The 24,586-nt window shown below is 31.2% G+C and carries 22 protein-coding genes and 1 tRNA gene; 21 read left to right on the top strand and 2 right to left on the bottom strand.

Annotated features, from left to right (window positions below; translation table 11 throughout):
• Window positions 1-3 precede the first annotated feature (3 nt).
• The 17 genes from QLS31_RS06200 (at window position 4) to QLS31_RS06120 (ending at window position 18,906) form a co-directional block, all read left to right on the top strand.
• Window positions 4-2,646 (top strand): DUF4062 domain-containing protein, encoded by a 2,643-nt coding sequence (locus QLS31_RS06200; protein WP_282743134.1) that lies wholly within the window; start codon window positions 4-6, stop codon window positions 2,644-2,646.
• A 221-nt stretch (window positions 2,647-2,867) separates the two neighbouring features.
• Entirely contained in the window at window positions 2,868-3,593 is a 726-nt protein-coding gene (locus QLS31_RS06195) for a DUF6088 family protein (protein ID WP_282743133.1), read from the top strand.
• On the top strand, window positions 3,590-4,579 hold the full coding sequence (locus QLS31_RS06190) for a nucleotidyl transferase AbiEii/AbiGii toxin family protein (protein WP_282743132.1): 990 nt from the start codon (window positions 3,590-3,592) through the stop codon (window positions 4,577-4,579). The genes QLS31_RS06195 and QLS31_RS06190 overlap by 4 nt, the downstream gene beginning before the upstream one ends.
• 10 nt (window positions 4,580-4,589) lie before the next feature.
• Window positions 4,590-7,778 (top strand): type I restriction endonuclease subunit R, encoded by a 3,189-nt coding sequence (locus QLS31_RS06185; RefSeq protein ID WP_282743131.1) that lies wholly within the window; start codon window positions 4,590-4,592, stop codon window positions 7,776-7,778.
• Window positions 7,779-7,943: 165 nt separating this feature from the next.
• Window positions 7,944-8,774: a hypothetical protein gene (locus tag QLS31_RS06180; RefSeq protein ID WP_282743130.1), complete on the top strand. Its 831-nt coding sequence runs from the start codon at window positions 7,944-7,946 to the stop codon at window positions 8,772-8,774.
• Between the two features lie 50 nt (window positions 8,775-8,824).
• Window positions 8,825-9,688 (top strand): hypothetical protein, encoded by an 864-nt coding sequence (locus tag QLS31_RS06175; protein ID WP_282743129.1) that lies wholly within the window; start codon window positions 8,825-8,827, stop codon window positions 9,686-9,688.
• 23 nt (window positions 9,689-9,711) lie between these two features.
• Window positions 9,712-10,002 carry a hypothetical protein gene (locus tag QLS31_RS06170; protein WP_282743128.1) on the top strand — a complete coding sequence of 97 codons (291 nt, stop codon included), beginning with the start codon at window positions 9,712-9,714 and terminating at the stop codon, window positions 10,000-10,002.
• 84 nt (window positions 10,003-10,086) lie between these two features.
• Window positions 10,087-11,799: a hypothetical protein gene (locus tag QLS31_RS06165; RefSeq protein WP_282743127.1), complete on the top strand. Its 1,713-nt coding sequence runs from the start codon at window positions 10,087-10,089 to the stop codon at window positions 11,797-11,799.
• Between the two features lie 87 nt (window positions 11,800-11,886).
• Window positions 11,887-14,139 carry an AAA family ATPase gene (locus QLS31_RS06160; protein ID WP_282743126.1) on the top strand — a complete coding sequence of 751 codons (2,253 nt, stop codon included), beginning with the start codon at window positions 11,887-11,889 and terminating at the stop codon, window positions 14,137-14,139.
• A 3-nt stretch (window positions 14,140-14,142) separates the two neighbouring features.
• Window positions 14,143-15,405, top strand: a complete 1,263-nt coding sequence (locus tag QLS31_RS06155) for a restriction endonuclease (RefSeq protein ID WP_282743125.1) — start codon at window positions 14,143-14,145, stop codon at window positions 15,403-15,405.
• Between the two features lie 109 nt (window positions 15,406-15,514).
• A complete protein-coding gene (locus QLS31_RS06150; protein ID WP_282743124.1) occupies window positions 15,515-15,775 on the top strand; it encodes a hypothetical protein in 261 nt (86 codons plus the stop codon).
• A 255-nt stretch (window positions 15,776-16,030) separates the two neighbouring features.
• Window positions 16,031-16,657 carry a hypothetical protein gene (locus QLS31_RS06145; protein WP_282743123.1) on the top strand — a complete coding sequence of 209 codons (627 nt, stop codon included), beginning with the start codon at window positions 16,031-16,033 and terminating at the stop codon, window positions 16,655-16,657.
• Entirely contained in the window at window positions 16,638-17,159 is a 522-nt protein-coding gene (locus QLS31_RS06140) for a hypothetical protein (RefSeq protein WP_282743122.1), read from the top strand. Before QLS31_RS06145 ends, QLS31_RS06140 begins: the two co-directional genes overlap by 20 nt.
• A gap of 68 nt (window positions 17,160-17,227) precedes the next feature.
• A complete protein-coding gene (locus QLS31_RS06135) occupies window positions 17,228-17,986 on the top strand; it encodes a metallophosphoesterase (protein ID WP_282743121.1) in 759 nt (252 codons plus the stop codon).
• 44 nt (window positions 17,987-18,030) lie between these two features.
• On the top strand, window positions 18,031-18,282 hold the full coding sequence (locus QLS31_RS06130) for a helix-turn-helix domain-containing protein (RefSeq protein ID WP_282743120.1): 252 nt from the start codon (window positions 18,031-18,033) through the stop codon (window positions 18,280-18,282).
• A gap of 82 nt (window positions 18,283-18,364) precedes the next feature.
• On the top strand, window positions 18,365-18,676 hold the full coding sequence (locus QLS31_RS06125) for a helix-turn-helix domain-containing protein (protein ID WP_282743119.1): 312 nt from the start codon (window positions 18,365-18,367) through the stop codon (window positions 18,674-18,676).
• Window positions 18,677-18,708: 32 nt separating this feature from the next.
• On the top strand, window positions 18,709-18,906 hold the full coding sequence (locus tag QLS31_RS06120; RefSeq protein WP_282743118.1) for a hypothetical protein: 198 nt from the start codon (window positions 18,709-18,711) through the stop codon (window positions 18,904-18,906).
• Window positions 18,907-18,987: 81 nt separating this feature from the next.
• Here QLS31_RS06120 and QLS31_RS06115 read toward each other — a convergent pair.
• Window positions 18,988-19,069 (bottom strand) — tRNA-Leu (locus tag QLS31_RS06115).
• A 108-nt stretch (window positions 19,070-19,177) separates the two neighbouring features.
• On the opposite strand from QLS31_RS06115, the gene QLS31_RS06110 reads away from it, so the two are divergent.
• From QLS31_RS06110 to QLS31_RS06095, 4 genes are all read left to right on the top strand, one after another.
• A complete protein-coding gene (locus QLS31_RS06110; RefSeq protein ID WP_282743117.1) occupies window positions 19,178-20,566 on the top strand; it encodes a dipeptidase in 1,389 nt (462 codons plus the stop codon).
• 326 nt (window positions 20,567-20,892) lie between these two features.
• The gene (locus QLS31_RS06105) at window positions 20,893-21,243 is read left to right on the top strand and encodes a hypothetical protein (RefSeq protein WP_282743116.1); all 351 of its coding nucleotides are present in this window, start codon (window positions 20,893-20,895) and stop codon (window positions 21,241-21,243) included.
• Between the two features lie 2 nt (window positions 21,244-21,245).
• Window positions 21,246-21,620 carry a BlaI/MecI/CopY family transcriptional regulator gene (locus tag QLS31_RS06100; protein WP_099713699.1) on the top strand — a complete coding sequence of 125 codons (375 nt, stop codon included), beginning with the start codon at window positions 21,246-21,248 and terminating at the stop codon, window positions 21,618-21,620.
• Window positions 21,617-23,080, top strand: a complete 1,464-nt coding sequence (locus QLS31_RS06095) for a M56 family metallopeptidase (protein ID WP_282743115.1) — start codon at window positions 21,617-21,619, stop codon at window positions 23,078-23,080. Before QLS31_RS06100 ends, QLS31_RS06095 begins: the two co-directional genes overlap by 4 nt.
• Before the next feature lie 65 nt (window positions 23,081-23,145).
• On the opposite strand, the gene QLS31_RS06090 is transcribed toward QLS31_RS06095, so the two are convergent.
• Window positions 23,146-24,516 (bottom strand): saccharopine dehydrogenase C-terminal domain-containing protein, encoded by a 1,371-nt coding sequence (locus QLS31_RS06090; protein ID WP_282743114.1) that lies wholly within the window; start codon window positions 24,514-24,516, stop codon window positions 23,146-23,148.
• Window positions 24,517-24,586: the final 70 nt, after the last annotated feature.

The raw sequence follows: 24,586 nt of genomic DNA, 5'->3' as shown, positions 1-24,586 counted from the left end.
AATATGGAAACAAGAAAAATTTATAAATGTTTTATTTCATCTCCTGGAGACTGTCAAATTGAGAGAGAAGCATGTCAAAAAGTGATTGATAAAATAAACATTGGTTTAGCTAAACACTTAGGTATTAATTTTGAAACCTTTATGTGGGAATATGATGTACTTCCAGATATGGGAAAAAATGGGCAAGAAATAATTGACGAATATATTATAAAATCTAAATATGATATATTTATTGGTGTGATGAAAAACAGATTTGGACATGCCACAAAAAAAGCAGGAAGTGGAACTGAACATGAATTTAATGATGCATTGGAAAGAAAATTAATAGATAATAATTCTGTACCTAGAATAATATTTTTTTTCGGAAAAGAGCTTATAGATCCAGATAATTTTGATCCTACACAATATCAACAAGTAAAAGATTTTAAAAGTAAAATTGGTAATGAAGGTCTTTATGTGAATTTTGATGGTGTTTTAAATTTTGAAGATCTACTAGAGAAAAAAATTGAATTGTTCATTAAGGAAAATTCTACGATTTCTCAACCAGAAAAGAGAATCGAAGAAATTGATTTGATCAAAAAAAAAATGCAAGATGATTTAGATGGATCTTTAAAATCCTATAATGAGGCAATTCCTGTTTGGATAGAACCGATTATAAGCTCTAAGAGAGAAATACCAAAGAACCCTACTAAAAATCAAGAATTTAGAGTAAATTTAAATGCTATAATTAATAATCCTAATAATTATATTGTTAAAGCACCCTCTGAGTTTGGACTAACTAGCCTTGCTCATTACATGAAATTGCAAGCATGGAAATCGGGTAAGTTATTTTTATACATTGATATCAAAAGCACTAAAAAACATAAGGTAGTAAAAGATATTCATGCCATTTTGACTAATTATTATTTTAGTAGTGATTTATCGAAAGTAGATTGTATATTATTAGATTCTGTCTGTTTTGAAGAAAATGGTGTGATGCAGTTGATTAAAAATGTGTGTGATGCATTTACAGAAATTCCGCTTATTATTTTCAATACTATTGAAAATAAATTTTTTTTAAAATCGGATGAAGATGATAAAGTTGAAATAAAGCGAACTTTTACTTCACGATATCTATTGCCTTTACCACAAGCGGAAATTAGAAGACTAGTTAAGTCTTATGCAACTTTTAAATGTATTGAAGAGGATGATGAGTCAATGCTAAGTAAAGTCACAAAAGATTTGGAAACCTTAAATATGCATAGGACGCCTAAGAACTGTATTTCAATTCTAAAAGCTTCTTTAAAAATAGGAACAGATTATTCACCAATTAACAGGACAAAATTATTAGATACTATTTTAAGTATCATTTTTGAAGAATATGAAATACCTACATACAAAGACAAAAAGCCAGATATTAAAGATTGTACGTTTGTTTTAGGATATTTTTGCGAAGTTCTTAATCTTCGAAATGATTTTGAATTTACGCAAGAGTTTTTTAAATCTACGCTCCGAGATTTTTGCGGTAAAAATTACATGGAATTAGATCTGAATTATCTTTTCAATGTTTTAGTCGATAATTCCATTATAAGTAGAATGGGAGCGAATTACTATTATTTCAAAAATTCGTATTGGGTATTTTATTTCTTGGCTCATCGGATGAACATAGATAAAAATTTCCTTAAAAATGTATATGAAAATAAAAGATACATTGATTTTCCTGAAATAATTGAATTTTACACAGGTATAGATAGGAATAAGGAAGATGCGTTGCAGGTTCTTTTAGCAGATATAGATGAGACTATAAAATTAGTTAGAGAAAAAGTTAAAATAGATGACAATATAAATCCATTTAAATCTATTTCGTGGACTCCTGATGTTGCTGTTTTACAAAAAGAAGAAGAAAAAATAAGTAAAAATGTCATGTCTTCAGGTTTACCTGATGAGGTAAAAGACAAATATGATGATAAGCAATACGATCAAATAAGACCTTATAATCAAGTTATCAATTCTGTAATAAGAGATTTTTCTTATCAGGTTTTAATGCGACAAATTTCAGCATCTTCTAGAGCATTGAGAAATAGTGATTTTGTAAATCCAGAATTAAAAAAGCAAATGTTAGATAAGATTATCTTGGCTTGGAATGAAGTTAATAAGTTATTGATTGTTCTTTCTCCCATTTTGGCGGATAAAGGTGAAATTGCTTTCGAAGGTACAAAGTTTTATTTAGATGAAGAGTGGTTTGACATTAAGGATCCTGTAGAAAAAAGGTTAGCAGTTTTAGTTGCTTTACCCACAAATGTTGTTAGGATTTTTAAAGACGATTTATTTTCAAATAAAATGGCTCCTCTAATTTGTAATAAAGCAGTAAATGAAAAGAATAGTCTTTTAAAACACGAATTGATGTTGTTGATTGTTGCGGATAGACCTAAAGGTTGGTTTAAAATTATAGACAACTATATAGTTAGCTTGGATAAAAACTCTTATTTTTTATCAGATTTGTTTACTACTCTTGAATTCACATATGATTATAAGACTACTGAAATTGAGGAAAGAAGAAATATAGATTTATTAATGAAAAAATGCAGAGCTAAACATTATTTAAACAGCAATAATCCTGATATGGGTTTGATTAATAGATTAAGGCAATTAGAAAAGAAACAGTGATTTTATACAAATTAATTTATAAAACAGCTTTAAATAAGTGAATATTATAAATCATATTAAATTGAATCAGGTGTTAAAACCATTTTCCTAGCGCCGGGAAAATGGTTTTAATGTTAAGTTTCCTGCTCTAAAAACTTGACAAAATAATTTAAAACACAAAATGTCCAGTTTTTTATATAATAAACTGGACATTTTTATATATTTGTAATAAATAGAATCACATGAAAACTACTGATTACATAGCTTTTACCATCGATCGATTCCCAAAAGGATATGTTTTCACCTATGCTGACTTTACCACAGTCGTGAATAAAAAAGAAGCGATCATAAAAGCATTGAATCGTATGGTAGTTTCGGGCAAGATTGCAAAACTAGCCAAGGGCAAGTATTACAAGCCTGAAAGTACTCCTTTTGGAAATTTAGAACCCAACCAATATCAAGTGGTAAAAGATTTATTGGAAGATGATGGCAAAACAATTGGCTATCTTACGGGCTACAGTATATACAACCAGTTAGGATTGACTACTCAAATAAGCAATACTATTCAAATTGGAAGAAATGACATTCGCCCAAGCTTAAATAGAGATCGTTATAGTATCAAATTCGTAAAACAAAAGAATACCATTACCAAAGAGAATATTCCGTTATTACAATTGCTAGATGCCATTAAATACATTAAGAAGATTCCTGACAGCAGTATTGCGGCAGCATGTTTGCGTTTTGTAACGTTATTGAAAGCTTTGTCGGAAAAAGAAATAGCAACAGTAGTACGCTTGGCTCAAAAATACCCACCTGCAACAAGAGCTTTGTTAGGTGCGCTATTAGATGAAGCGGGAGTTTCTCAATTCAAGGAAATAATAATGAAAAATCTGAATCCAATAACCAATTACAAACTATCGGGAGTACAATCTGTTTTAAAAACTGCCCAAAACTGGAATCTAGTATGAGATTACACGAAAACAAAACCCTCTTTAGGCAGTCCATTGCCTTTACAGCGCAACAGATGAAGATATTGCCTATTTATGTGGAGAAAGATTATTGGGTAACGTATGTGCTTCATCTTATTTTTCATGATACAATTGGAATAGAAACTGTATTCAAAGGAGGAACCGCATTATCAAAATGTTTTGGTTTTATTGAACGATTTTCAGAGGACATTGATTTGGTTGTTTTGAGACGAGAGGCAGAGGGAGGAAATCAACTAAAAAGCAAATTAAAGAAAATAACCAATCTGGTTGGTACTAAACTGACCGAAGTGGATGAAGAGGGTATTACTCATAAAGTGGGGATGATTAGAAAAGTTGCCTACAGTTACCCAAAAAGTTTTTCTGGAAAATATGGACAAGTAAGAGAAAATATCATTGTAGAGGCAACTTGGCTAGGACGTTATGAGCCTTATCACAATCATATTATTTCTTCCTATGTAGCTGCAATGATGGAAACAACAGGTCAACAAAAACTTGCTGAAGAATATGGACTATTGCCTTTTGAAGTACAAGTATTGCATGTAAACAGAACGATTTGTGAAAAGATAATGAGTCTAGTTCGCTTTTCGCATACTGATGATTCTATAACCGATTTACGAAATAAAATTCGTCACACATATGATTTGCACCAGCTACTGAAAGTCCCTGCCATCTTAGCATTTTTTGAAAGTCCAGAATTCGAAGAAATGCTTTCCCTTGTGGGACAAGATGATGTAGAAAGTTTCAAAAACAACAACGACTGGTTGGCCTATCATCCTAGTGAAGCTAGAATATTTCGTGAAACGGAAGAAACATGGAAACTCTTAGAAAATGCCTATACCAATGAATTTAGCAATCTTGTTTATGGTGTGTTGCCAGAAAGTGAAGAAATATTAGGTTCGCTTATAAAAATTAGAGAACGATTAAAAGTTATAAAATGGAATCTTGAAATTCCAAAAAAAGAATAAACGAAATACAATGAAATTTACCGAAGCACAATTAGAACAAGCCTTTATAAGCTTATTGCAAGAAGAGGAAATGACTTATCTTGTAGGAAGTGAAGTCCGTAAAGTGGAGTTCAAAGGAATGGCAGAACCACAAACTACCTACGGCCATATAGTAAGTGAAAAAGTACTGCTTACCGATGACTTGAAAAACTATTTGCGATCTAATTATGCTTCAGTAAATATTTCGGAAAGTGAAATTGAATCTATTGTTAGAGATTTAGAACGCTTGCCTTCATCAGATTTGTATGAAAGTAATAAAGTGATCATGAAAATGGTTTCTGATGGTTTTTTATTAAAAAGAGAAGACCGCAACCAAAAAGACTTTTATGTACAACTTATTGACTATTCAGAAGAAGACAATAATACTTACAAAATTGTCAATCAATTAGCTATCAAAGGATCTGAAATGCGCATTCCGGATTTAATCTTATACATCAACGGATTGCCTTTGGTAGTATTTGAATTTAAAACTGCAATTCAAGAAACTACTACTATATATAATGCTTATGAGCAATTAACTGTTCGTTATAGAAGATCTATTCCCGAGCTGTTTAAATACAATGCGTTTTGTGTCATTAGCGACGGAGTAAATACCAAAGCAGGTTCATTCTTTGGTCCGTATGAATTCTTTTATGCCTGGCGTAAAATAGAAGGAATGGTCAATGAAGTCGATGGTATTGATGCCATGTACACCCTAATTCAAGGAATGTTTAATCGTAAAAGATTGCGTGACATTATTCACAACTTCATTTATTTACCGGATAGTTCCAAGAAAAACGAAAAGATAGTTTGTCGTTATCCCCAGTATTATGCAGCTACCAAACTTTTCGAAAATATAAAATTACACCAACGTCCGAATGGCGATGGTAAAGGGGGGACTTATTTCGGCACCACGGGATGCGGTAAAAGCTACACCATGTTGTTTTTAAGTCGCTTGCTGATGAAAAGCACTTATTTTGGAAGTCCTACCATTCTCCTAATTACAGATAGAACCGATCTGGACGATCAATTGTCCGGACAATTTACAAATGCTAAAGGATTTGTAGGCGATGATACTATCGTCAGTGTTGAAAGCAGATCTAATTTGAGGGAATTAATGCAAGGCCGGAATAGTGGCGGAGTCTTTTTGACAACGATTCATAAATTTACGGAAGACACAAAATTGTTAACGGACAGAACAAATGTAATTTGTATTTCGGATGAAGCGCACCGAAGCCAAACCAATTTAGATCAAAAAGTAAAAGTGACCGAAAATGGAGTGGTTAAAACTTTTGGTTTTGCTAAATATTTACATGAATCCCTACCCAATGCAACTTATGTAGGTTTCACTGGGACACCCATTGATGCCACTATTGATGTATTTGGAGAAGTTGTTGATGCCTATACCATGACAGAATCTGTTGCAGATGAAATCACGGTGCGCATCGTTTATGAAGGACGTGCAGCCAAAGTTTTATTGAACAACCGTAAACTTCAAGAAATCGAAGAGTATTACAATCGCTGTGCAGAGGAAGGCAGTAATGAGCATCAAATAGAAGAAAGTAAAAAAGTGATGGCGCAAATGAATGCGATCATCGGAGATCCAAAACGATTAAAGGATTTGGCTGAGGATTTTGTAACCCATTATGAAAATCGAATAGCGGAAGGAGCTACAATCAAAGGAAAAGCCATGTTTGTTTGCAGCAGCAGACCTATTGCTTATGCATTATATAAAAACGTTTTGGAAATTAGACCAGAATGGGGAGAAATAAAAGTAGCTGATGATGGTGTAATCCTGACGGATAAAGAGAGAAAGGAAATCAAACCAATGGAGCGCATGAAAATGGTCATGACTCGGGGAAAAGATGATCCGGAAGACATGTATTATTTGTTAGGCACAAAAGAAGACCGAAAAGAAATGGATCGCCAATTTAAAAATGAAAAATCCAACTTCAAAATAGCTATTGTTGTCGATATGTGGCTAACTGGTTTTGATGTTCCGTTTTTAGATACGATGTATATTGATAAACCAATACAGCGGCACAATCTAATCCAAACCATTTCAAGGGTGAATCGTAAATTCGAAGGAAAAAACAAAGGGTTGATTGTGGATTATATTGGTATCAAAAAGCAAATGAATTTAGCTTTAGCCCATTATAACAAAAAGGATTCTGACATTTTTGAAGACATCGAGCAATCTATAATTGTTGTCAAAGATCAATTGGATTTATTACACAAACTCTTTCATAAATTTGATAACAGTAAGTATTTTAACGGCACACCGCTGGAACAACTAAACACCTTAAATAAAGGCGCTGAATTTGCCCAAATAACACAAGACATAGAGAAACGTTTCATGTACATCTTAAAGCGTTTAAAAGCAGCTTACGACATTTGTTCCGGTAGTGAAGCTTTTACCCACGCAGTTAGAGATGAAATTCATTTCTTCCTCGCTGTCAGATCCATTGTATTCAAACTAACCAAAGGAGTGGCTCCTGATACTGCCCAAATGAACAATAAGGTTCGGAATATGATTCAGGAAGCTATTGAGAGTGAAGGAATAGAAGAAATCTTTAAATTAGGAGAAACAGGTGAGAAAGAAGTTGACATATTTTCCGATGATTATTTAGCAAAATTGGACAAGATTAAACTCCCAAACACCAAAATAAAATTATTACAAAAACTCTTGGCCAAAGCGATTGAAGACGTACAGAAAATCAATAAAATAATGGGGGTCGATTTCACAAAGCGACTTCAATTTATTGTTGACAAATACAACGAAAGAAAAGAAAGCGATGTATTAAACAGTATAGTATTGGAAGATTTTACCGATGAGATTATTGATTTGTATTTTGCCTTAAAAAAAGAGAAAGACTCCTTCAAAGATTTAGGAATTGACATTGAAGAAAAAGCCTTTTACGATATTTTAAAAGCCTTGGCAATAAAATATGATTTTGTATATCCTGAAGACAAACTTATTATACTTGCTCAAAAAGTAAAAGAGGTGGTTGATGACAAGGCTAAATACACCGATTGGAGTAAACGCGACGACATCAAAGCCGAACTGAAAGTAGGCTTGATTATATTGTTAGCTGATAATGGTTATCCTCCTGTTGATCGAGATGAAGTTTATAAAGAGATTTTTGAACAGGCAGAGAATTTTAAGAAGTATAGAGCGTAATTAAGGTAATAGTTTTAAAAAACACTCTAAATAAAAAAATATTTATGACATCATTTACCAAGTTATCTCAAGATGACAATTTTTTATACAAAAGGAGGATTATAGAAACTTTTTTCAGTGCGTTTGCGAAGGTGAGGTGAATTTTAAATATAAAAAAGAATAGTTATGGACATTATACAAATAAGTAAAGATATTTTAACTCGTTTAACCAAAATGGATTATGAAAGAAATGGTGGTAGTTCAAGCGAGCGGCTAATTTTTCCAAATAAATTCCCATCAGAAGCAAAAAATAAAGTAATTACAGAAAAGGAACTTCTAAAATATACTAGAATTTCAGAGCAAGAACTGCGTTTTTTATTTGTTGAACAGTTTATAAAAGTTACAGGCAAAGAGTTTTTCTACTCGGTTGAAACTCCAACTGAAAAAAAATATAGGTTTGGAAAAACCAATGAAGATATTAAACCTGATATTACAGGAAGGTCTGCATCAATAGATATGTGTGTTTTTAAAAGAGATTCAGATAATAAGTACAATCGTTTTTTAAACATAGAATTTAAAAACGAAAACGCTTCAAAAAAAAGTATTTCAAAAGATATTTTAAAATTGATGTATGAGAAAGAGAATGGGGCATTTATTTTATTACTAAAAAATACAGATGAAGGAACGCTAAAAAGTATTTTTGATAAATTTTCTAGTTCCTTTGATGCACATTTGCTTAAAGATAATTGGACTGATAATCCTACAACTTTTATAGAAATAATTATCCTCTCACTTGAAGAAAAACGAAATAAAAATGGAACTCCATTTTTAATAAATCGAAAAATAAAAAAAGGAGATAATTTAATGGATATTTTTTTATTCGATGGAAGTTTGGCCGATATAAATGAAGTAAAGAGAAATGGTTGGGAAATTGAACCAATCGAAAAAGTTACTATGTGTAATGTTGAGGAGGAGTTAGGGATGGTTGCGGAGGAGAAAGTACGTTATGGGAAATAAGCTAACAAAGTATTAGAGACAAATTTTATAATTTTAACAGAATACATTTTATGATTTTTATACCTCCAATGGAGATTGCCACTAGAATAATGACTTTGATAGACAATGCTAAAACGAATTTGGTTTTGGTGTCGCCTTACATCAATATAGACAAATGGGATAAGTTTAAAAAATGTTTGCAAAGAGCTGTCGATAGAGGCGTTATTATAACCATTTACGCAAGAGAAAATGCAGATCAAAATTTAGATCTTATTAGATCTTTTAATGTGAATCTAATTTTAATTAAAGACTTGCATGCCAAAATATATCTAAATGAAAGCTATGCCATTGCATCCTCACAAAATTTGATTCAGTATTCGGATTCAAATTCAATTGATTTTGGATACAGTACCGAAACTGAAGAAGAAAGAAATCAATTATTGACCTTAATCAATCAGTATTTAATAGTATCAAAGCCTTTTAAGAAAGAGGTTCGAGAGCAAATTAATTCTATTGAGAAAAACGAGGTAGTCATAAATACTACTACAGAAGTAATCAAAGAATTTGATATGCAAAAAATCTACAATACTTTCAATGAACGATCTGATCAGGTAAGACTAAATAATGAGGCTACTTATGTGTATTGCGCTAATTTTTTTCCTTTTGGAGACTTAATGCTAAGACAAGGTTTTGAAATTCGATTTAATTTTCAACAAAAAGGTTCTGATAAGATCGTTGAAATTATAGAAAATATTGATTTTCAAAACAATAATTACCAATATGAGAGAAAGATAATAATGAATAAAACATATTATTCATCATATATTTTCATTCCTCAAGAAGTTACGGATAATCAAAAATTAATTTATGATTATGTTTTTATGTATAATAGGATAAAAGATAGTACTAAGCATTTAGTTAAAATGAAATTGTAATAAACTATTTAAAAACAGTAGTTATGAAAAATAAAAAGCTGAAAATTAATTTGACTATTCAATCTGGAGGAATGATTCAATTTAGTGAAACAGGAATCTTACCGCGGTTTTTAGTTTTCAATTCACCAGAACTTCGCAGAACTTGGCGTTTAAAATTAATTGAAGATACGCAAAATGGGGTTTTGAAAGTAAACGGTCAAATTGCTTTTAATTATTTTTTCGATGGTTTGGGTTGTAATATACAGTCCATAACGGATGGAGTTGTTGGTGATGAATGGGAGATTAAAGAGATTTTGAGGGAATTGAGGGATTGAATTGTAGTTTATGTTGATGAAATGGACTATGAGAGTGGTTGAGTAATTGGGAGTGTTTTGGGGGAAATTAATAATATTTAAAAAATGTCAGAAATAATACTACAAAAAAAAGATTTCTATAATTCTTTAAAACAAGATGCTCTAGGGGATAGAAATATTATTGTCGATTTTGAAGTTGTTATTGACAATTCTATAATCGATTGGCATTTCAGGGAAATAAAAGATATAATTTTCAGAGAAAGAGTAGTTATAAGAGATGTTGAAATAAATTCCGGTTTGTTTTTTATCAATTGTGAATTTAAAAATGGTATTGTTTTTCATAAAGTAACATCAACAAATTATAGTAGTATATATAATTCTAAAAACAGTAGTGTACTATTTTCTAATTGTATAACTTCAATAATAATATTTGAGACTAATTGTTTTTTTGCAAGAAAAATTACTATCGAAAATAATTGTAGAATACTTGAAAAAATAGATTTAAAATTAACTAAAATTGTAAATGCAGGATTTAGTATTAAAGAATCAACTATTAATTATATTGACATTTCAAATTCAGAATTTGACATAAATTTCTCAAGGTCAACTTTTTTAAAGCCATTAAGGGTAGAATCTCTAAATGGAAATGTTACATTAATTTCAAATGAATTTTCAGGATGGTTAAAATTTTGGAATGTTGAATGTAATTTTAGTTTTACTTTAAATAAAAACACATTTAAAGATAAGTTTAATGTAGATGGATCAAGAATTAAAAACCTAGCAATACATGGTGATGTTTTTGAAAAAAAAGGAGAGTTCGAAAACAGGGATTTATCAGGAAATAGCTTAGAATCATATTTACATCAAATTTACATAACTGAAGCGAAATTTACGGAAGGATTTGATTTTAATGGCCTTGGTAAATCAATTGAAAAAATAACTCTCCCAATAACGCCGGAATTTGTAGGCGTTTTAAAATTTGTAGGATGGAAAGTTGATCATACTTATATTTCTGGTATTAATCAAAACTTGAAACTACTATTTAAAAGTATGTCATTTCGATTTTTTATGATTAACGATTTTACAAATTATAGTGATATTAGTTTCGATAAATGTAATGGTTATGATGATAGTACTTTAAACTTATCTGATTGTGATCTAGGTTCAACAAAATTTAATGAATTTGCTTTTGATTCTTTTATTAAAATCCGAATTAACAATGCTACATTAGATAAAATCAAACCAACAAGTAGTAATTGGTTTAAAGAGGAAGCGTTAGAAATTGGAGATGGGACTCAATCAAAACAAGATGAATTCAAAAGAAAAAGAGAAGTCTATCGTCAAATAAAACAAGCTCTAAAAAGCAATGGAAACCAAATTGATAGCTTAACTTTTCAAGCAAGAGAAATGTCTTCTTATAGAAATGAATTGAAAAACTCCCAGAAATATAAATTTGCTGATAGAATTGTTATGTCAGTAAGTCAGTCTAATGATTATGGACTTAATTGGGAAAAAACAGTAGGCATTGTCTTTTTAGGAACTTTTATTTTCTACTTAATTATACTTCCTTCCATTTCGGATACAATTGGATATACAATAGCAAAAGATTGTTCAGATTTAATTAATACTTGGGATAGCGTTTTTAATAATTCTAAACTGTTTTGGCAACTATTTAATCCTATTAGACAAGTTAAAGTAACTTATGGAGAAAATGTAGATAGCGGATGGATCTATTTTATAGATTTAATCCATAGAATATTTCTAGGAATAATGTTTTTTCAAATAATAAAAGCATTTAGGAAGTATGTTTCTAATTAATTTTTCCGAGAGAAGTCTTCTATAAAACTAATTACAAACTTGAAATTTATAAAAAGAATTCCAAAATACAAATAACAATTAATAAAAATGAACCAACTTATACTTGCCAACGAACTATTAAATTATATATCAACCTTACAAAAAGACCAAAATATTAATGATTGGATATGCAGAGGAAAGACAGACATTACTTATGGTAGTCCAAATGGTGGCTGGAATGGAATGAACGGTTTTTTATTTGTGAAAAATGATGAATCTTATAGTTTTGTAATTAGAAGTATTCCGAAAGAAGACGCAGCTAGTTATATAGTTATTGAATCTTTAAATTTAAAGGGTCAATTATATAATATGGATTTATCTAATCCTAGAATATGTAAGGAAAAACAAGGAAAAACCTATTTACTAGAGTCCTATAGAATGACAGTTGGTAAAGGTAAAAAGAAAGAAAAAGAAGTTGAAAATAGTTTTAAATCTTTTAATGTAAATACAAATGAAGTAACTGTAATTGATGATATCAATCCAAATTGGTCAAAAACTCTAACAGATATTCTAGAATGGGCAATTTTACGAGAGAAAGTTAAACTTGATTTGAAAAGTAATAATAAATCAATCGATACACGATTTGCTCAAATAATTGAAGACTTTAAGGTCTTTATAAATGAAGAAAAAACTAAGATTATAAAATTTAGTTTTAAAGAAACACATCCTAAATATGTTTGGATTAATGACGCCGAAGAAAAAATTGGTAGAAGGGGATTCTGTCATTACGAATTAATAACAAGGGATAAATATCCGAACAAAATATTTGTTGAAATTCATTTTGATCAGAAATACAAAAAGAAGTTTGAAAACCTAATTACTCCTTATATAAACAATCAAGTTCGTTGGAATAAAGAACATGAAAGTAAACATAAAGAATTAAGTTTAGCTTTTAATGAGAGTTATGATTTTGACGAAGAAGAATTATTTTCAAAATTAGCTGATGCTCTTAATTACTTAGAATCAAATTTTGGAGCCATAATCCGGTCAGAGTTTAAAAATATATTTCTAGATTCAAATTCATTAGACAACAATATGAAAATACAGCCTTTAAATCAAATTCTTTATGGTCCTCCTGGAACTGGAAAGACTTATAACACTATTAATAAAGCAATAGCTATTGCAAATCCTGATTTTGATCTAAAACAAAATCGTGATTTAATTAAAGTGGAATACAAACGTTTGGTTGAGACTGGTCAAATTGTATTTACTACGTTTCATCAAAGTATGAGTTATGAAGATTTTATTGAAGGTATAAAACCCGAGACAAAAAACGAAAAAGTAACTTATGAAATAAAGGAAGGGGTTTTTAAAAAGCTTTGTAAAGAAGCCTCTGCAAAAAAAACATCTAAAAATTTTGACGATGCCTATTCAAAGTTTATAGAAGAAGTTTTGACCAAAGGTTCTATATTTTTAGAAACTCCAACCCACAAAAAAAAATTTAAGGTAATTATTAATAGTAACGAAACCGCTGTAGCAATACCCGAAACAGAAAAGGGAACAAATATGGGGGTTACCAAAGAAATGTCAAGGGATTATGTTGTTAATGGTACTATTAGAGATTGGAAGCCATATACAACATCAATAGGAGAATACATTAAAAAGCGATACCCTGTCGAAATAGAAGATATTGATAATTCAAATAAAAAATTTGTTTTAATCATTGACGAAATTAATCGTGGAAATGTATCGCAAATATTTGGAGAGCTTATCACTTTAATTGAAGATGACAAACGGTTAGGCAAAGATGAAGCTTTAGAAGTTACATTACCATACAGCAAAGATAAATTTGGAGTACCTGCAAATCTTTTTATCATTGGTACCATGAATACTGCCGATAGAAGCGTAGAGTCATTAGATTCAGCTTTGAGAAGACGATTTAGTTTTGTAGAAATGGAACCTAAACCAAATCTTATTAAAACAGAAAGCAAGTCCGGTAAAGTGAATGGAATTGTTGACGGAATTGATTTAGAGACTCTTTTAAAAACAATCAATACTAGAATTGAAAAACTAATCGATAAAGATCATAGAATAGGTCATTCCTATTTTTTGAAAGTGAATGACTCCGTTTCTTTACACCATTCATTCACGAATGAAATTATTCCTTTATTGGAAGAGTATTTCTTCGGTGATTTTGGTAAAATAGGCTTGGTATTAGGTTCTAGTTTTGTAGAAAAAGTAAATCATAGTTTTAGCTTTGCTAAATTTGACGAATATGATACTGATATTCAAGAAGATTTGAAGCAAAAATCAGTATTCAAAATTAGAAATGAAGAGGATTGGAAATTTTCTGAAATATAGATCATGAGTAGACTAATCCGTGTTTTTGAACATGATAAATTAACTTCCAAATCCCTTTGTGTAAAAGGTGAGGAATTGGGAGATAAAATCATTGACAAATTATGGCAATATAACGATGCAAACAAAAATATTTATTTTGAGGGAATTAGACATGGCGTAAAGTTCAAAAATTATGTTGGGGTTATCCAAATTGGAAGTACTACAATTGAGATATTACCTAAAGCCGATAAAGCCAATACATCTAATGAAAATGAAAAAGATATTTGGCATAAAGTGTTGCTAAATATGCTTGCCCATTGCAAGAAAATAAAAATAAATGCGGTATCTGAAGCAGCATTAAGAAAAAGGTATAATTCACTATTAGACTTGTATTTTGAGTTGTTTCTTAGTGAAGTGGGGCAATTACTGCAACAAGGAATAATTAAAAAATACAGTAAAGATAGTGGTAATGTCAAGGCATTAAAAGGAAGGATAGATTTTGCTAAAAACATTCAACATAACTTAGTTCATCAAGAACGCTTTTATACCACTCATCAGGTTTATGATTATGATCATTTGATTAATCAAATTCTGTTCAAAGCTCTGCAAGTTTTAAAAACAATTACAAATAGTACATATTTAATTGATGGTGTTAACAGATTGCTGCTAAGCTTTCCTGAAGTAAAAGAAATACAAATCAACAAATCCCACTTTGACAAGCTAACTTCCAACAGAAAAACGGCTCCTTACAGTGAAGCGATAAAAATAGCTAAAATGATTCTACTCAATTATTCCCCTGATATTAAAGGAGGTGATGAGAATATGTTGGCTTTGTTATTTGATATGAATAAGCTCTGGGAAGAATATATTTATAGAATGCTTTTAAAAGTGGATGATCCAACTATAAAAGTAAATTTTCAAAATCGGGATAAATTCTGGAATGACAAATTGATTAAGCCGGACATCGTGTTATCAAAAACATATTTAGATAATGGAGAAAGTAAAGAGAAACATTTTATAATTGATACTAAATGGAAAATCAAGGAATTTGTAGAGCCTGATGATGATGACCTCAAACAAATGTATGTTTACAACATGTATTGGAAATCTGAAAAAAGTATGCTGCTCTATCCTAGCTCAAAAGAAATAACAACTTCTTTTGGTAAATTCCACAAAGGACGTGATAATGCAAATCTTTGCAAATTAGGGTTTGTTAATGTTTTGGATAATATGGGCAAACTTGATTTAAATATTGGAACAGGTATCTTAGAAAAAGTAATTCATTAAAAATACAAATGCGAACAATTCAGCCTACCCCAAATGTAATTAAGCTTTGATTATTAAAATATGAATAATGTATTTATAACCTTTACATTTATATCAGTAAAAAGTAACGATGAAAAAAGAAATAATTAAAAGATTGTGGGTACTAATCAAAGAATTAAATAGCAAAGACAGAAAAAAATGTTGTTTAGAAGTCAAGATTTATAAAAAGGGTATAACTGGTTTAATAAATTGTGATAATGAAATTAATAATAGTTATTTTTCAATTGGTGAATTAGGAAGTGAAAAAAATATAATTGGAAACGCAATATTCAAACAAGGAACGTCTAAAGCAGACTTAATAAGTATTGTAAGTAATTGGGATTTACCCTAAAACTATTCTCTCAAATGGGAATACAAATCATAACTCAATTCAAATTAAAGATCCACTTGCAGTCAATAACTTCTATAAATATTTGAAACTTGCAAATTGAGTATTATTTATAAGAATATTACTTCAGAATCATTAAAAGAGCGTAAGTTAATGTTTGATAATTTTGAGGAACTTAAATCAAAATTAAAAGAAGAGCTAGAAGAGGTATTATTTGAGTAAATTTTCTTAATTTCATTTTACTAATGATTACTCAAAATGGAAAAAGTAACTCTCACTCGCAAAGAACTACATGATTTAGTTTGGAAAGAAACGATGACCTCTCTTTCGAAAAAATACGCTTTATCAGATAATGGCTTTAGAAAACTTTGCATAAGGATGAATATTCCTATTCCAAGAAATGGATATTGGCAAAAAATTAATTTTAATAAATCCGTAATAATCGATAAACTTCCGACTGAATTTAAAGGAGAGGATAAAATACAACTTGAAATACGAAAAGAAGTATCTGAAGTTAATCAGGACCAATCTCCGGTAACAATTTTGACAAAACAAATTCTTGAAGATAAAAATGCTCCTTTAATTGTAAGTCAAACATTAGACAAACCAGACAAGTTAATTGTTGCTACAAAAAATTATTTTATTAACAAGAAAAAGAAGAACTGGGATTATAAGAGAGGAGATAATATTCTATCCATTAGTGTTGAACCAGAAAATGAGGAAAGAGCACTTTGTTTTATGGATGCATTAATCAAATTAATTCAGTATCGAGGGTATTCTGTTAAAGTAATGAACGATGTTACATTGACAATTATCAATGTTACTGAAATACCAATACAACTTAGAGAGACGACAAAAAGAGTTTTTGATAGAAATTGGCTATAGTGACCAGTATAAGTATGTCCCTAACGGTGTTTTTGTTTTAAAAACTGGAAACTGGTCAAGAGAAAAAGAATGGAGGGACGGCAAATTAAAGATAGAAGAGCAACTAGCTAAAATCCTTACAAAATTAGAAATTGATGCACAGGAGATAAAAATAAGAGAAGAGGAATCTCGAATTCGGAGATTAAAATATGATGAAGAATTAAGAATAAAACAGGAACTAGAACAAAGAAAGCAACTTGAACTAGCTAATTTTAAATTCTTACTGGCTAATGCAGAAAGATTAGACAAAGTGACTAAATTAAGAAATTATATAAAAACTGTTGAAGATAATGCTGCCGCAAATAATTCTAATGATCCAGAACTTAGAAATTGGATAAATTGGGCAAAAGATAAAATTGACTGGTATGATCCTTTAGTAAGAAAAGAAGATAAATTATTAAATAATAAAGATATTGAGGAGCTAGAGGAGAAAAAGGCGAACACTAATTATTATAGATATTAAATGATTGTTTTTTTTCATAGAAAGTATAATAATCAAAAATTATTGCGATTTAAAAAAATAGTGTTTATATGTTAATCCAATATTGCTCTGACCTCCATTTAGAATTTTTTGGCAACCGTAAATGGGTTTTGGAAAACCCTATTATCCCCAAAGGAGATATTCTAATTTTGGCAGGGGATATAGTGCTTTTTAAAGAACTTCACCAACATCAAAAATTCTTTGATTATGTATCAAATCATTTTGAGCAAACGTTTTGGATTCCCGGCAACCACGAATACTACAATTTGGATATTTCCAAAAGAAGTGGTTCTTTTGAAGAAAAAATAAGAGGCAATGTAACTTTACTAAATAATAGAGTGAAAACCATTAATGGAATAAGATTAGTATTTTCAACATTATGGTCACACATTTCGGCAGAAAAACAATTTATTATTGAACAAAGCCTTTCAGATTTCAGAGTAATTTGGAAAAATGAAAAAAGATTAACGGTTCAAAATTATAACCAGCTCCATCTGGAAAGCAGGTTGTTTTTAGAAGACACTTTCCAAACCCAAACAGACACTCCCACGGTCGTAATAACCCATCATCCGCCAACTTTTATCAACTATCCAGAGAAGTATGCTAATAGCAATATTAATGAAGCTTTTGGTTCGGAAATGTCATTAGTTATAGAAAATAATGCAATTGACTATTGGATATATGGCCATCATCATTGCAACATATCAGATTTCACTATTGGTAAAACAAAATTGATTACTAACCAATTGGGCTACGTAAAATACAATGAGAATGAAAATTTTAGCAATGATGCCGTATTTTCTATCTAATAAATTAAGTTTTTCAAATTTCCGCTTTAATTTTACTATCAAAAATGGAAAACCCTTTTGAAATCATTTTAGAGAAATTAAGCAGCATTGAAAAAGCCATTGAAAAGCTCAATGTATCCTCTCTTAATGATTCTGATACGTTGTTATCAGCTGATGAAACTTGTGAACTCCTCAAAATTAAAAGAACTTCACTTTGGAAGCACACTAGAACTGGAAAACTTACCAGCTATGGCTTTGGAAACCGAGTATACTATAAAAAAACAGAAGTCCTTAAAAGCATAATTAAAATAAATTGACTAATAAGATAATAAAGTTACAAGTAAACTTCAATATTTAAGATTAGAAGTAGAACGAATTTTGCATAATTTCACCATAAAAATGGAAAATCCTTTTGAAATTATCTTAGAGAAATTAGACAACATTGAGAAAGCCATTGAAATACTCAATACATCATCAAATATTGATGATGACTTTATGAACATAGAACAATTATCTAGTTTTATTGGTTTATCTAAACCAACTATTTATAGATTAACCCACAAACAAAAAATCCCATACTTCAAAGCTAGTAAACGATTATATTTTAAAAAATCACATATTAAGAAATGGATATATGCATCAAAAGTGATAACAAAAGTAGAACTAAATCAACTGTCAGACGAATATATTTATAGAAATCCATTGTACTAAATTTTACAGCTGTATTTAAAACAATAGAAAAAATGAAAGCCGAAACCGTATTTAATATTGCCATTCATCTTTCGGATTATGAACTTCAAAGATTGAATGATTTAATCGTAGATAAATTAAAATTGAAAACTGAAAAAGTATTGAAGAAACTCTTTAAAACAAAAGAACAAGAAGAAATGATGATTCATTTAATTAAACTTTGTTTTTCAAAAGTAAAAAATAAAAAATAATATTCTCGGCAAAATTTCGGCAAAATCACAAACAAAAAACCCATAAAACGTTAATTATAAACGATTTATGGGTTTTTAAAGTGCGGATAATAGGACTCGAACCTACACGCCTTGCGGCACCAGATCCTAAGTCTGGCATGTCTACCAATTTCACCATATCCGCGCAATTGTGGGTGCAAAGATAAACATAACTTCCAATTTTCAAAGTAAATTTGACAAAAAATATTCATACTCTTTTTTGTACTTTTGAAATATAAACAAAATTCAAATAATGGAAAATATTAAAGCATACGTTCAAGAACACAAAGATCGCTTTATCAACGAGTTAGTCGAATTATTAAAAATTCCATCCGTAAGTGCCGACACAGCTTATTCGCATGATGTTTTTGAAACAGCAGATGCCGTAAAAGCAAGTTTAGAAAAAGCAGGCTGTGATTTTGTTGAAATTTGTGAAACTCCGGGTTATCCAATCGTTTATGGGGAGAAAATCATAGACAAATCATTACCAACCGTTTTAGTATACGGACATTATGATGTTCAACCACCAGACCCAATGGAATTGTGGACTTCTCCTCCCTTTGAGCCTGTAATCAAGAAAACAGAAATTCATCCCGAAGGCGCTATTTTTGCCCGTGGATCTTGTGATGACAAAGGCCAAATGTACATGCACGTAAAAGCATTGGAATATATGGTTCAGTCAAACACTTTGCCTTGTAATGTAAAATTCATGATTGAAGGCGAAGAGGAAATTGGCTCCAAAAGTTTGAGTTGGTTTGTAGAACGCAATCAGGAAAAACTAAAAAACGATGTGATTTTAATTTCAGATACCGGAATGATTTCAAATCAGCAACCCTCAATCACAACCGGATTACGTGGGTTAAGTTATGTAGAAGTGGAAGTTACGGGACCAAACCGTGATTTGCATTCTGGACTTTATGGTGGTGCTGTTGCCAATCCAATCAATGCTTTGGCTAAAATGATTGCGTCACTTCATGATGAAAACAACCACATTACCATTCCTGGTTTCTATGATAATGTAGCAGAATTATCACTTGAAGAAAGAGCTGAAATGGCCAAAGCACCTTTCAATTTAGACAATTACAAAAAAGCATTGGACCTCAATGACGTTTATGGCGAAAGCGGTTATGTAACTAACGAAAGAAATTCCATTCGCCCTACGCTAGATGTCAACGGAATTTGGGGTGGTTACACAGGAGAAGGTGCTAAAACGGTGATTGCCAGCAAAGCTTTCGCTAAAATCTCGATGCGTTTGGTTCCAAATCAAGACTGGGAACAAATCACCGAACTTTTCACGAAACACTTCACAAGCCTTGCTCCTGCTGGCGTTACCGTAAAAGTAAAACCACATCATGGCGGACAAGGTTATGTAACCCCGATAGACAGCATTGGCTATAAAGCCGCAAATATGGCATACACCGAAACCTTTGGCGTTCCAGCAATTCCGGTGCGTTCCGGAGGAAGTATTCCTATCGTAGCGTTATTCGAAAAAGAACTGAAAAGCAAGACTATTCTAATGGGATTTGGTCTGGACAGCGATGCCATTCACTCGCCAAACGAACATTTCGGAATCTTCAATTACCTAAAAGGAATTGAAACCATTCCGTTATTTTACAAATATTTCGTGGAGTTGTCAAAATAAATTCCTTTCATTAAATACTAAATCCGCTCTACACAGGGCGGATTTTTTTTGGGGCGTTCCCACGCTTCCACTATCGTTCCAGCGTGGTCAGGCTGTACGTTCTCAATCTTTTTATTTTTTAAAACAAAAATAAAAAGGATTTCCACTTCCATCCTTAACGCAAACCGCTGACAACCAGAATATTTTTATTTAAAATTTGTTTATTTCATTTTATATTCTACATTTGTAGAGCAAACTCTATTTTCGTAGAACAAAATCATTTTATGCGACAAACTGTAATTGTAATAGGCTTGGTATTTTTATTATTTGGTTGCAAAACCAATCAAATGAAAAATAAACTTAGAGAAGGACTTTGGATTGAACAATACACACAAGACAGTTCCCATTATAAATCGGTTGGGAAATATCGAAAAGGTGATCCCATAAAAAAATGGAGTTATCACTTAAATGGTAAAATCATTAAAAGAGAAAAATACAAAGACAACATCTGCAACACTACTTTTTATCATAAAAATGGAAAAATACAGTCCAAAGGAAAAACAAAAATGGAAACGAGCGATAAGTACGCGCATTGGTTTTATTTTGGTGACTGGAACTTCTTTAATGAAGATGGAAAACTAATAACGATAAAGAAATACAATAACGGGGAATCGCTTTCCGAAATAGAAATTAAATAAACATGCAACAACTAACAAACGCCGAAGAACAAGTAATGGAACACCTTTGGAAACTCGAGAAAGCCTTCATGAAAGACTTGCTTGAAGCCTATCCAAAACCAAAACCCGCTACCACAACCATCGCTACTTTATTAAAAAGAATGATTGACAAGCAATTTGTAGCTTACAATGAATTTGGGAACTCACGGGAATATTATCCTTTGGTCAAGAAAACCGATTATTTCTCGAAACATGTCAACGGATTGATTAGTAATTTCTTCAACAATTCGGCATCACAATTTGCTTCTTTCTTTACCACCGAAACCAATTTGTCCCAAACGGAACTGGAAGAACTTAAGAAAATAATAGACAGTGAAATTCAAAAAAAGAAAAAATGAGCGACTTTCTAATCAAATCGACAATTACTTTATGCGTATTACTGGCAGTGTATTATCTATTTTTGGAAAAAGAAAAAATACACGTTTTCAATAGGTTTTACTTGTTGTTCAGTCTTGTTTTTTCGATGATACTTCCATTTATAACTATTGAAGTTATTCAGGAAATAACACAACCTACAGTCAATCCGGGAAATATCCAGATACTGCAAGGAAACGCTGTAATACTGGAGGAAACTAACTATCTGGCAATAGGATTATGGAGTTTGTATGGTTTAGTAACACTTATTTTGGCGATACGTTTTATCAGCAATATCAATAAGATTTCGTCTAAAATGAAGTCGAATACACCTATTGACTATAAGAATGCCAAATTGATTTTGGTTCCCGAAAAAACGTTGCCACACACTTTCCTGAATACGATTTTCATCAACGAAGCGGAATACAACAACCGTCAAATTGAAGCTGAATTGTACACGCATGAACTCACTCATGTAACCCAAAAACACACTTTGGATATTTTATTCATCGAACTATTGAAAACCGTTTTTTGGTTCAACCCCATTTTTATTTTTTACAAAAAAGCCATACAACTCAATCACGAATTTCTTGCCGATGAGAAAGTAGTGAACTCCTATAACAACGTTCCGTTCTACCAATCTTTATTGCTATCGAAAGCGAACGAGAACCAAACTTTTTACTTGGCCAGTAATTTGAATTATTTAATAACTAAAAAACGATTACTCATGATGACAAAAACCACATCAAAAACAGAAGCTTTATTAAAAAAAGCAATGCTAATTCCTGTAGTAACTGCCTTATTGTTTTTATTGTGTACGAAAGTCGTTGCACAAGAAACCAATGTAAAAAAAGAAACTACTCCTAAAAAATCTGAAAATTTAATTAAAACGTATTACGACAAAACTACTTTTAAAATCAAAGATGAAAAAGGAAAGGTTGCCAGCGAAAAAAAATACAATGAACTAACTCCTGTAGAAAAGAGAGCTATACCTTCTATCCTATCCAAGCAAAAAGAATTGCCTACAAACGAGGAACTTCTAGGGATTTTAAGTAAAGGAGCTCCTGAAGTAATTGAAATTGATGCGTACGATACAGAAAATCAGTTTGTCCAAAAAGGGGAAAATGAAGTCTACAATACTGCTGGAATAACCGAAAAACCAGATTTCCCGGGGGGAATGATGAAATTCTATCAATTTGTCGGCAATAATTTTAAAACTCCAGAACAACCTAACTTAAAAGGAAAAGTATACATCACCTTTATTATAGAAAAAGACGGAAGTTTAAGCGACATAAAAAACATACGAGATATTGGTTTTGGAACCGGTGAAGAAGCCATTCGTGTTTTGAAAATGTGCCCGAAATGGATTCCCGGAAAAATGAACGGAGTTTCTGTTAGAGTAATGTATAGCTTACCAATAACTATTCAATCTGGAAAGGCGTAATTGTAAAAAAACAAATCCGCTTCAAAAGGAGCGGATTTATCAAACTAAAAATCTAAAAAAAACTACTAACTAAACTCTTTATCAGGATTATACCCTAAATACGACATGGATTGTTCTTTGAAAACAACACCATATTCTTCTAATTCTTTCAAAATAGGCACATAGACTTCTTTACGAATAGGCAATTGAACTCCCGGAGTCGTAATTTTACCATTCAATATTAATAAAGTCGCCATGGCAACAGGTAAACCCACTGTTTTTGCCATAGCTGTATACGTTTGATCGTCGCCAATACAAACCATTTTTGAATCTATTTGTTCTTTCTTGCCATGTATTTCGTATCCAAATTTATGATACATGACAATCATATCTTTATCTTTAGGTTGAAGTGTCCAACTGTCACTGAGTATTTTCTCTAAAATTTGAGCCGGAGTAACGTTCTTCAATCCTACTTTTTTATCCCGATTGAACAAATCTAATTCTAACAATTTATCCCACATGATGTCATCTTGGTCAATTTTTAGAATCAAACGCGTTTTAATTTCTACAGAATCCGTGGGATGATATGGTAAAAAAGAATTTACAAATTCTCTGTAGCTCATGTTTTCAGAATCTTCCATGATGTAACTATCATCTGTCATTCCTAACTGAACAAACATATTCCAAGCTTTAGAAAAACCAACTCTCCGAATCGTCCCCCTATATAAAGTAAGTACATTATCTAAACCATACACGCTTCGATATTTCAAGGAATCCCGATTCGAATACGCTTCAAATCGACCATAACCCTCAACATCCAAAAACTCGGTTCTACGGAATAAATTACAATACGGAATGTATTTATAAGTACCCTCCTGAATAAACTTGGCAGCGCCACCTTGACCGGCAAGAACAACATTTCGTGGTGCCCAGGTAAATTTATAATTCCAAAGATTCGTATCGGATTCCGGAGCTACAAGTCCGCCACAAAAGGATTCAAAAAGAAGCATTTCTCCGCCTTTTTCCTTAATATCATCAATCACTTTCATCGCACTCATGTGGTCAATTCCAGGATCCAATCCAATTTCATTCATGAAAATCAGATTATTCTCTTTGGCCATAGCATCTAATTCCTGCATGGCATCACTCACGTAGGAAGCGGTAACCAAATGCTTTTTGTAAACAATACAATCCTTAGCTACCGCAATATGCAAATGAGCCGGCAACATTGAAATAACAATATTGGCTTTCTGAATCGCTTCTTTTCTTTGATTTTTATCAAAAATATCTAAGGCAATCGCCGTTGCATTGGGATGATTATTTGTCTTTTTTTTAGCTAATGCCAATGACAAATCACCAATTATAAGATGCAAGTTCTCTTTTTCTGATTTACTTAAAAGATAATGTATCAAAGATGAAGCTGATCTTCCTGCCCCGATGATTAAAATTGTTTTCATTTTTTATAATTATAACACAAACATACAAAATTGTTGTATTTATAACAAATAGTGTTGCGAAAAAAATTAT

This window comes from Flavobacterium sp. XS2P24, from assembly GCF_030010285.1.
Lineage (GTDB): Bacteria > Bacteroidota > Bacteroidia > Flavobacteriales > Flavobacteriaceae > Flavobacterium > Flavobacterium algoritolerans.
Note: the sequence above shows the minus strand (reverse complement) of the source record. Positions and strands in the feature narration are given on the sequence as shown.

Coding starts and splice junctions, on each gene's coding strand:
- QLS31_RS06170 (WP_282743128.1), top strand. CDS start 9,712: ATGAAAAATAAAAAGCTGAAAATTAATTTGACTATTCAATCTGGAGGA.
- QLS31_RS06155 (WP_282743125.1), top strand. CDS start 14,143: ATGAGTAGACTAATCCGTGTTTTTGAACATGATAAATTAACTTCCAAA.
- QLS31_RS06200 (WP_282743134.1), top strand. CDS start 4: ATGGAAACAAGAAAAATTTATAAATGTTTTATTTCATCTCCTGGAGAC.
- QLS31_RS06190 (WP_282743132.1), top strand. CDS start 3,590: ATGAGATTACACGAAAACAAAACCCTCTTTAGGCAGTCCATTGCCTTT.
- QLS31_RS06135 (WP_282743121.1), top strand. CDS start 17,228: ATGTTAATCCAATATTGCTCTGACCTCCATTTAGAATTTTTTGGCAAC.
- QLS31_RS06095 (WP_282743115.1), top strand. CDS start 21,617: ATGAGCGACTTTCTAATCAAATCGACAATTACTTTATGCGTATTACTG.
- QLS31_RS06150 (WP_282743124.1), top strand. CDS start 15,515: ATGAAAAAAGAAATAATTAAAAGATTGTGGGTACTAATCAAAGAATTA.
- QLS31_RS06195 (WP_282743133.1), top strand. CDS start 2,868: ATGAAAACTACTGATTACATAGCTTTTACCATCGATCGATTCCCAAAA.
- QLS31_RS06105 (WP_282743116.1), top strand. CDS start 20,893: ATGAAAAATAAACTTAGAGAAGGACTTTGGATTGAACAATACACACAA.
- QLS31_RS06185 (WP_282743131.1), top strand. CDS start 4,590: ATGAAATTTACCGAAGCACAATTAGAACAAGCCTTTATAAGCTTATTG.
- QLS31_RS06130 (WP_282743120.1), top strand. CDS start 18,031: ATGGAAAACCCTTTTGAAATCATTTTAGAGAAATTAAGCAGCATTGAA.
- QLS31_RS06165 (WP_282743127.1), top strand. CDS start 10,087: ATGTCAGAAATAATACTACAAAAAAAAGATTTCTATAATTCTTTAAAA.
- QLS31_RS06120 (WP_282743118.1), top strand. CDS start 18,709: ATGAAAGCCGAAACCGTATTTAATATTGCCATTCATCTTTCGGATTAT.
- QLS31_RS06180 (WP_282743130.1), top strand. CDS start 7,944: ATGGACATTATACAAATAAGTAAAGATATTTTAACTCGTTTAACCAAA.
- QLS31_RS06175 (WP_282743129.1), top strand. CDS start 8,825: ATGATTTTTATACCTCCAATGGAGATTGCCACTAGAATAATGACTTTG.
- QLS31_RS06090 (WP_282743114.1), bottom strand. CDS start 24,516: ATGAAAACAATTTTAATCATCGGGGCAGGAAGATCAGCTTCATCTTTG.
- QLS31_RS06100 (WP_099713699.1), top strand. CDS start 21,246: ATGCAACAACTAACAAACGCCGAAGAACAAGTAATGGAACACCTTTGG.
- QLS31_RS06110 (WP_282743117.1), top strand. CDS start 19,178: ATGGAAAATATTAAAGCATACGTTCAAGAACACAAAGATCGCTTTATC.
- QLS31_RS06145 (WP_282743123.1), top strand. CDS start 16,031: ATGGAAAAAGTAACTCTCACTCGCAAAGAACTACATGATTTAGTTTGG.
- QLS31_RS06125 (WP_282743119.1), top strand. CDS start 18,365: ATGGAAAATCCTTTTGAAATTATCTTAGAGAAATTAGACAACATTGAG.
- QLS31_RS06160 (WP_282743126.1), top strand. CDS start 11,887: ATGAACCAACTTATACTTGCCAACGAACTATTAAATTATATATCAACC.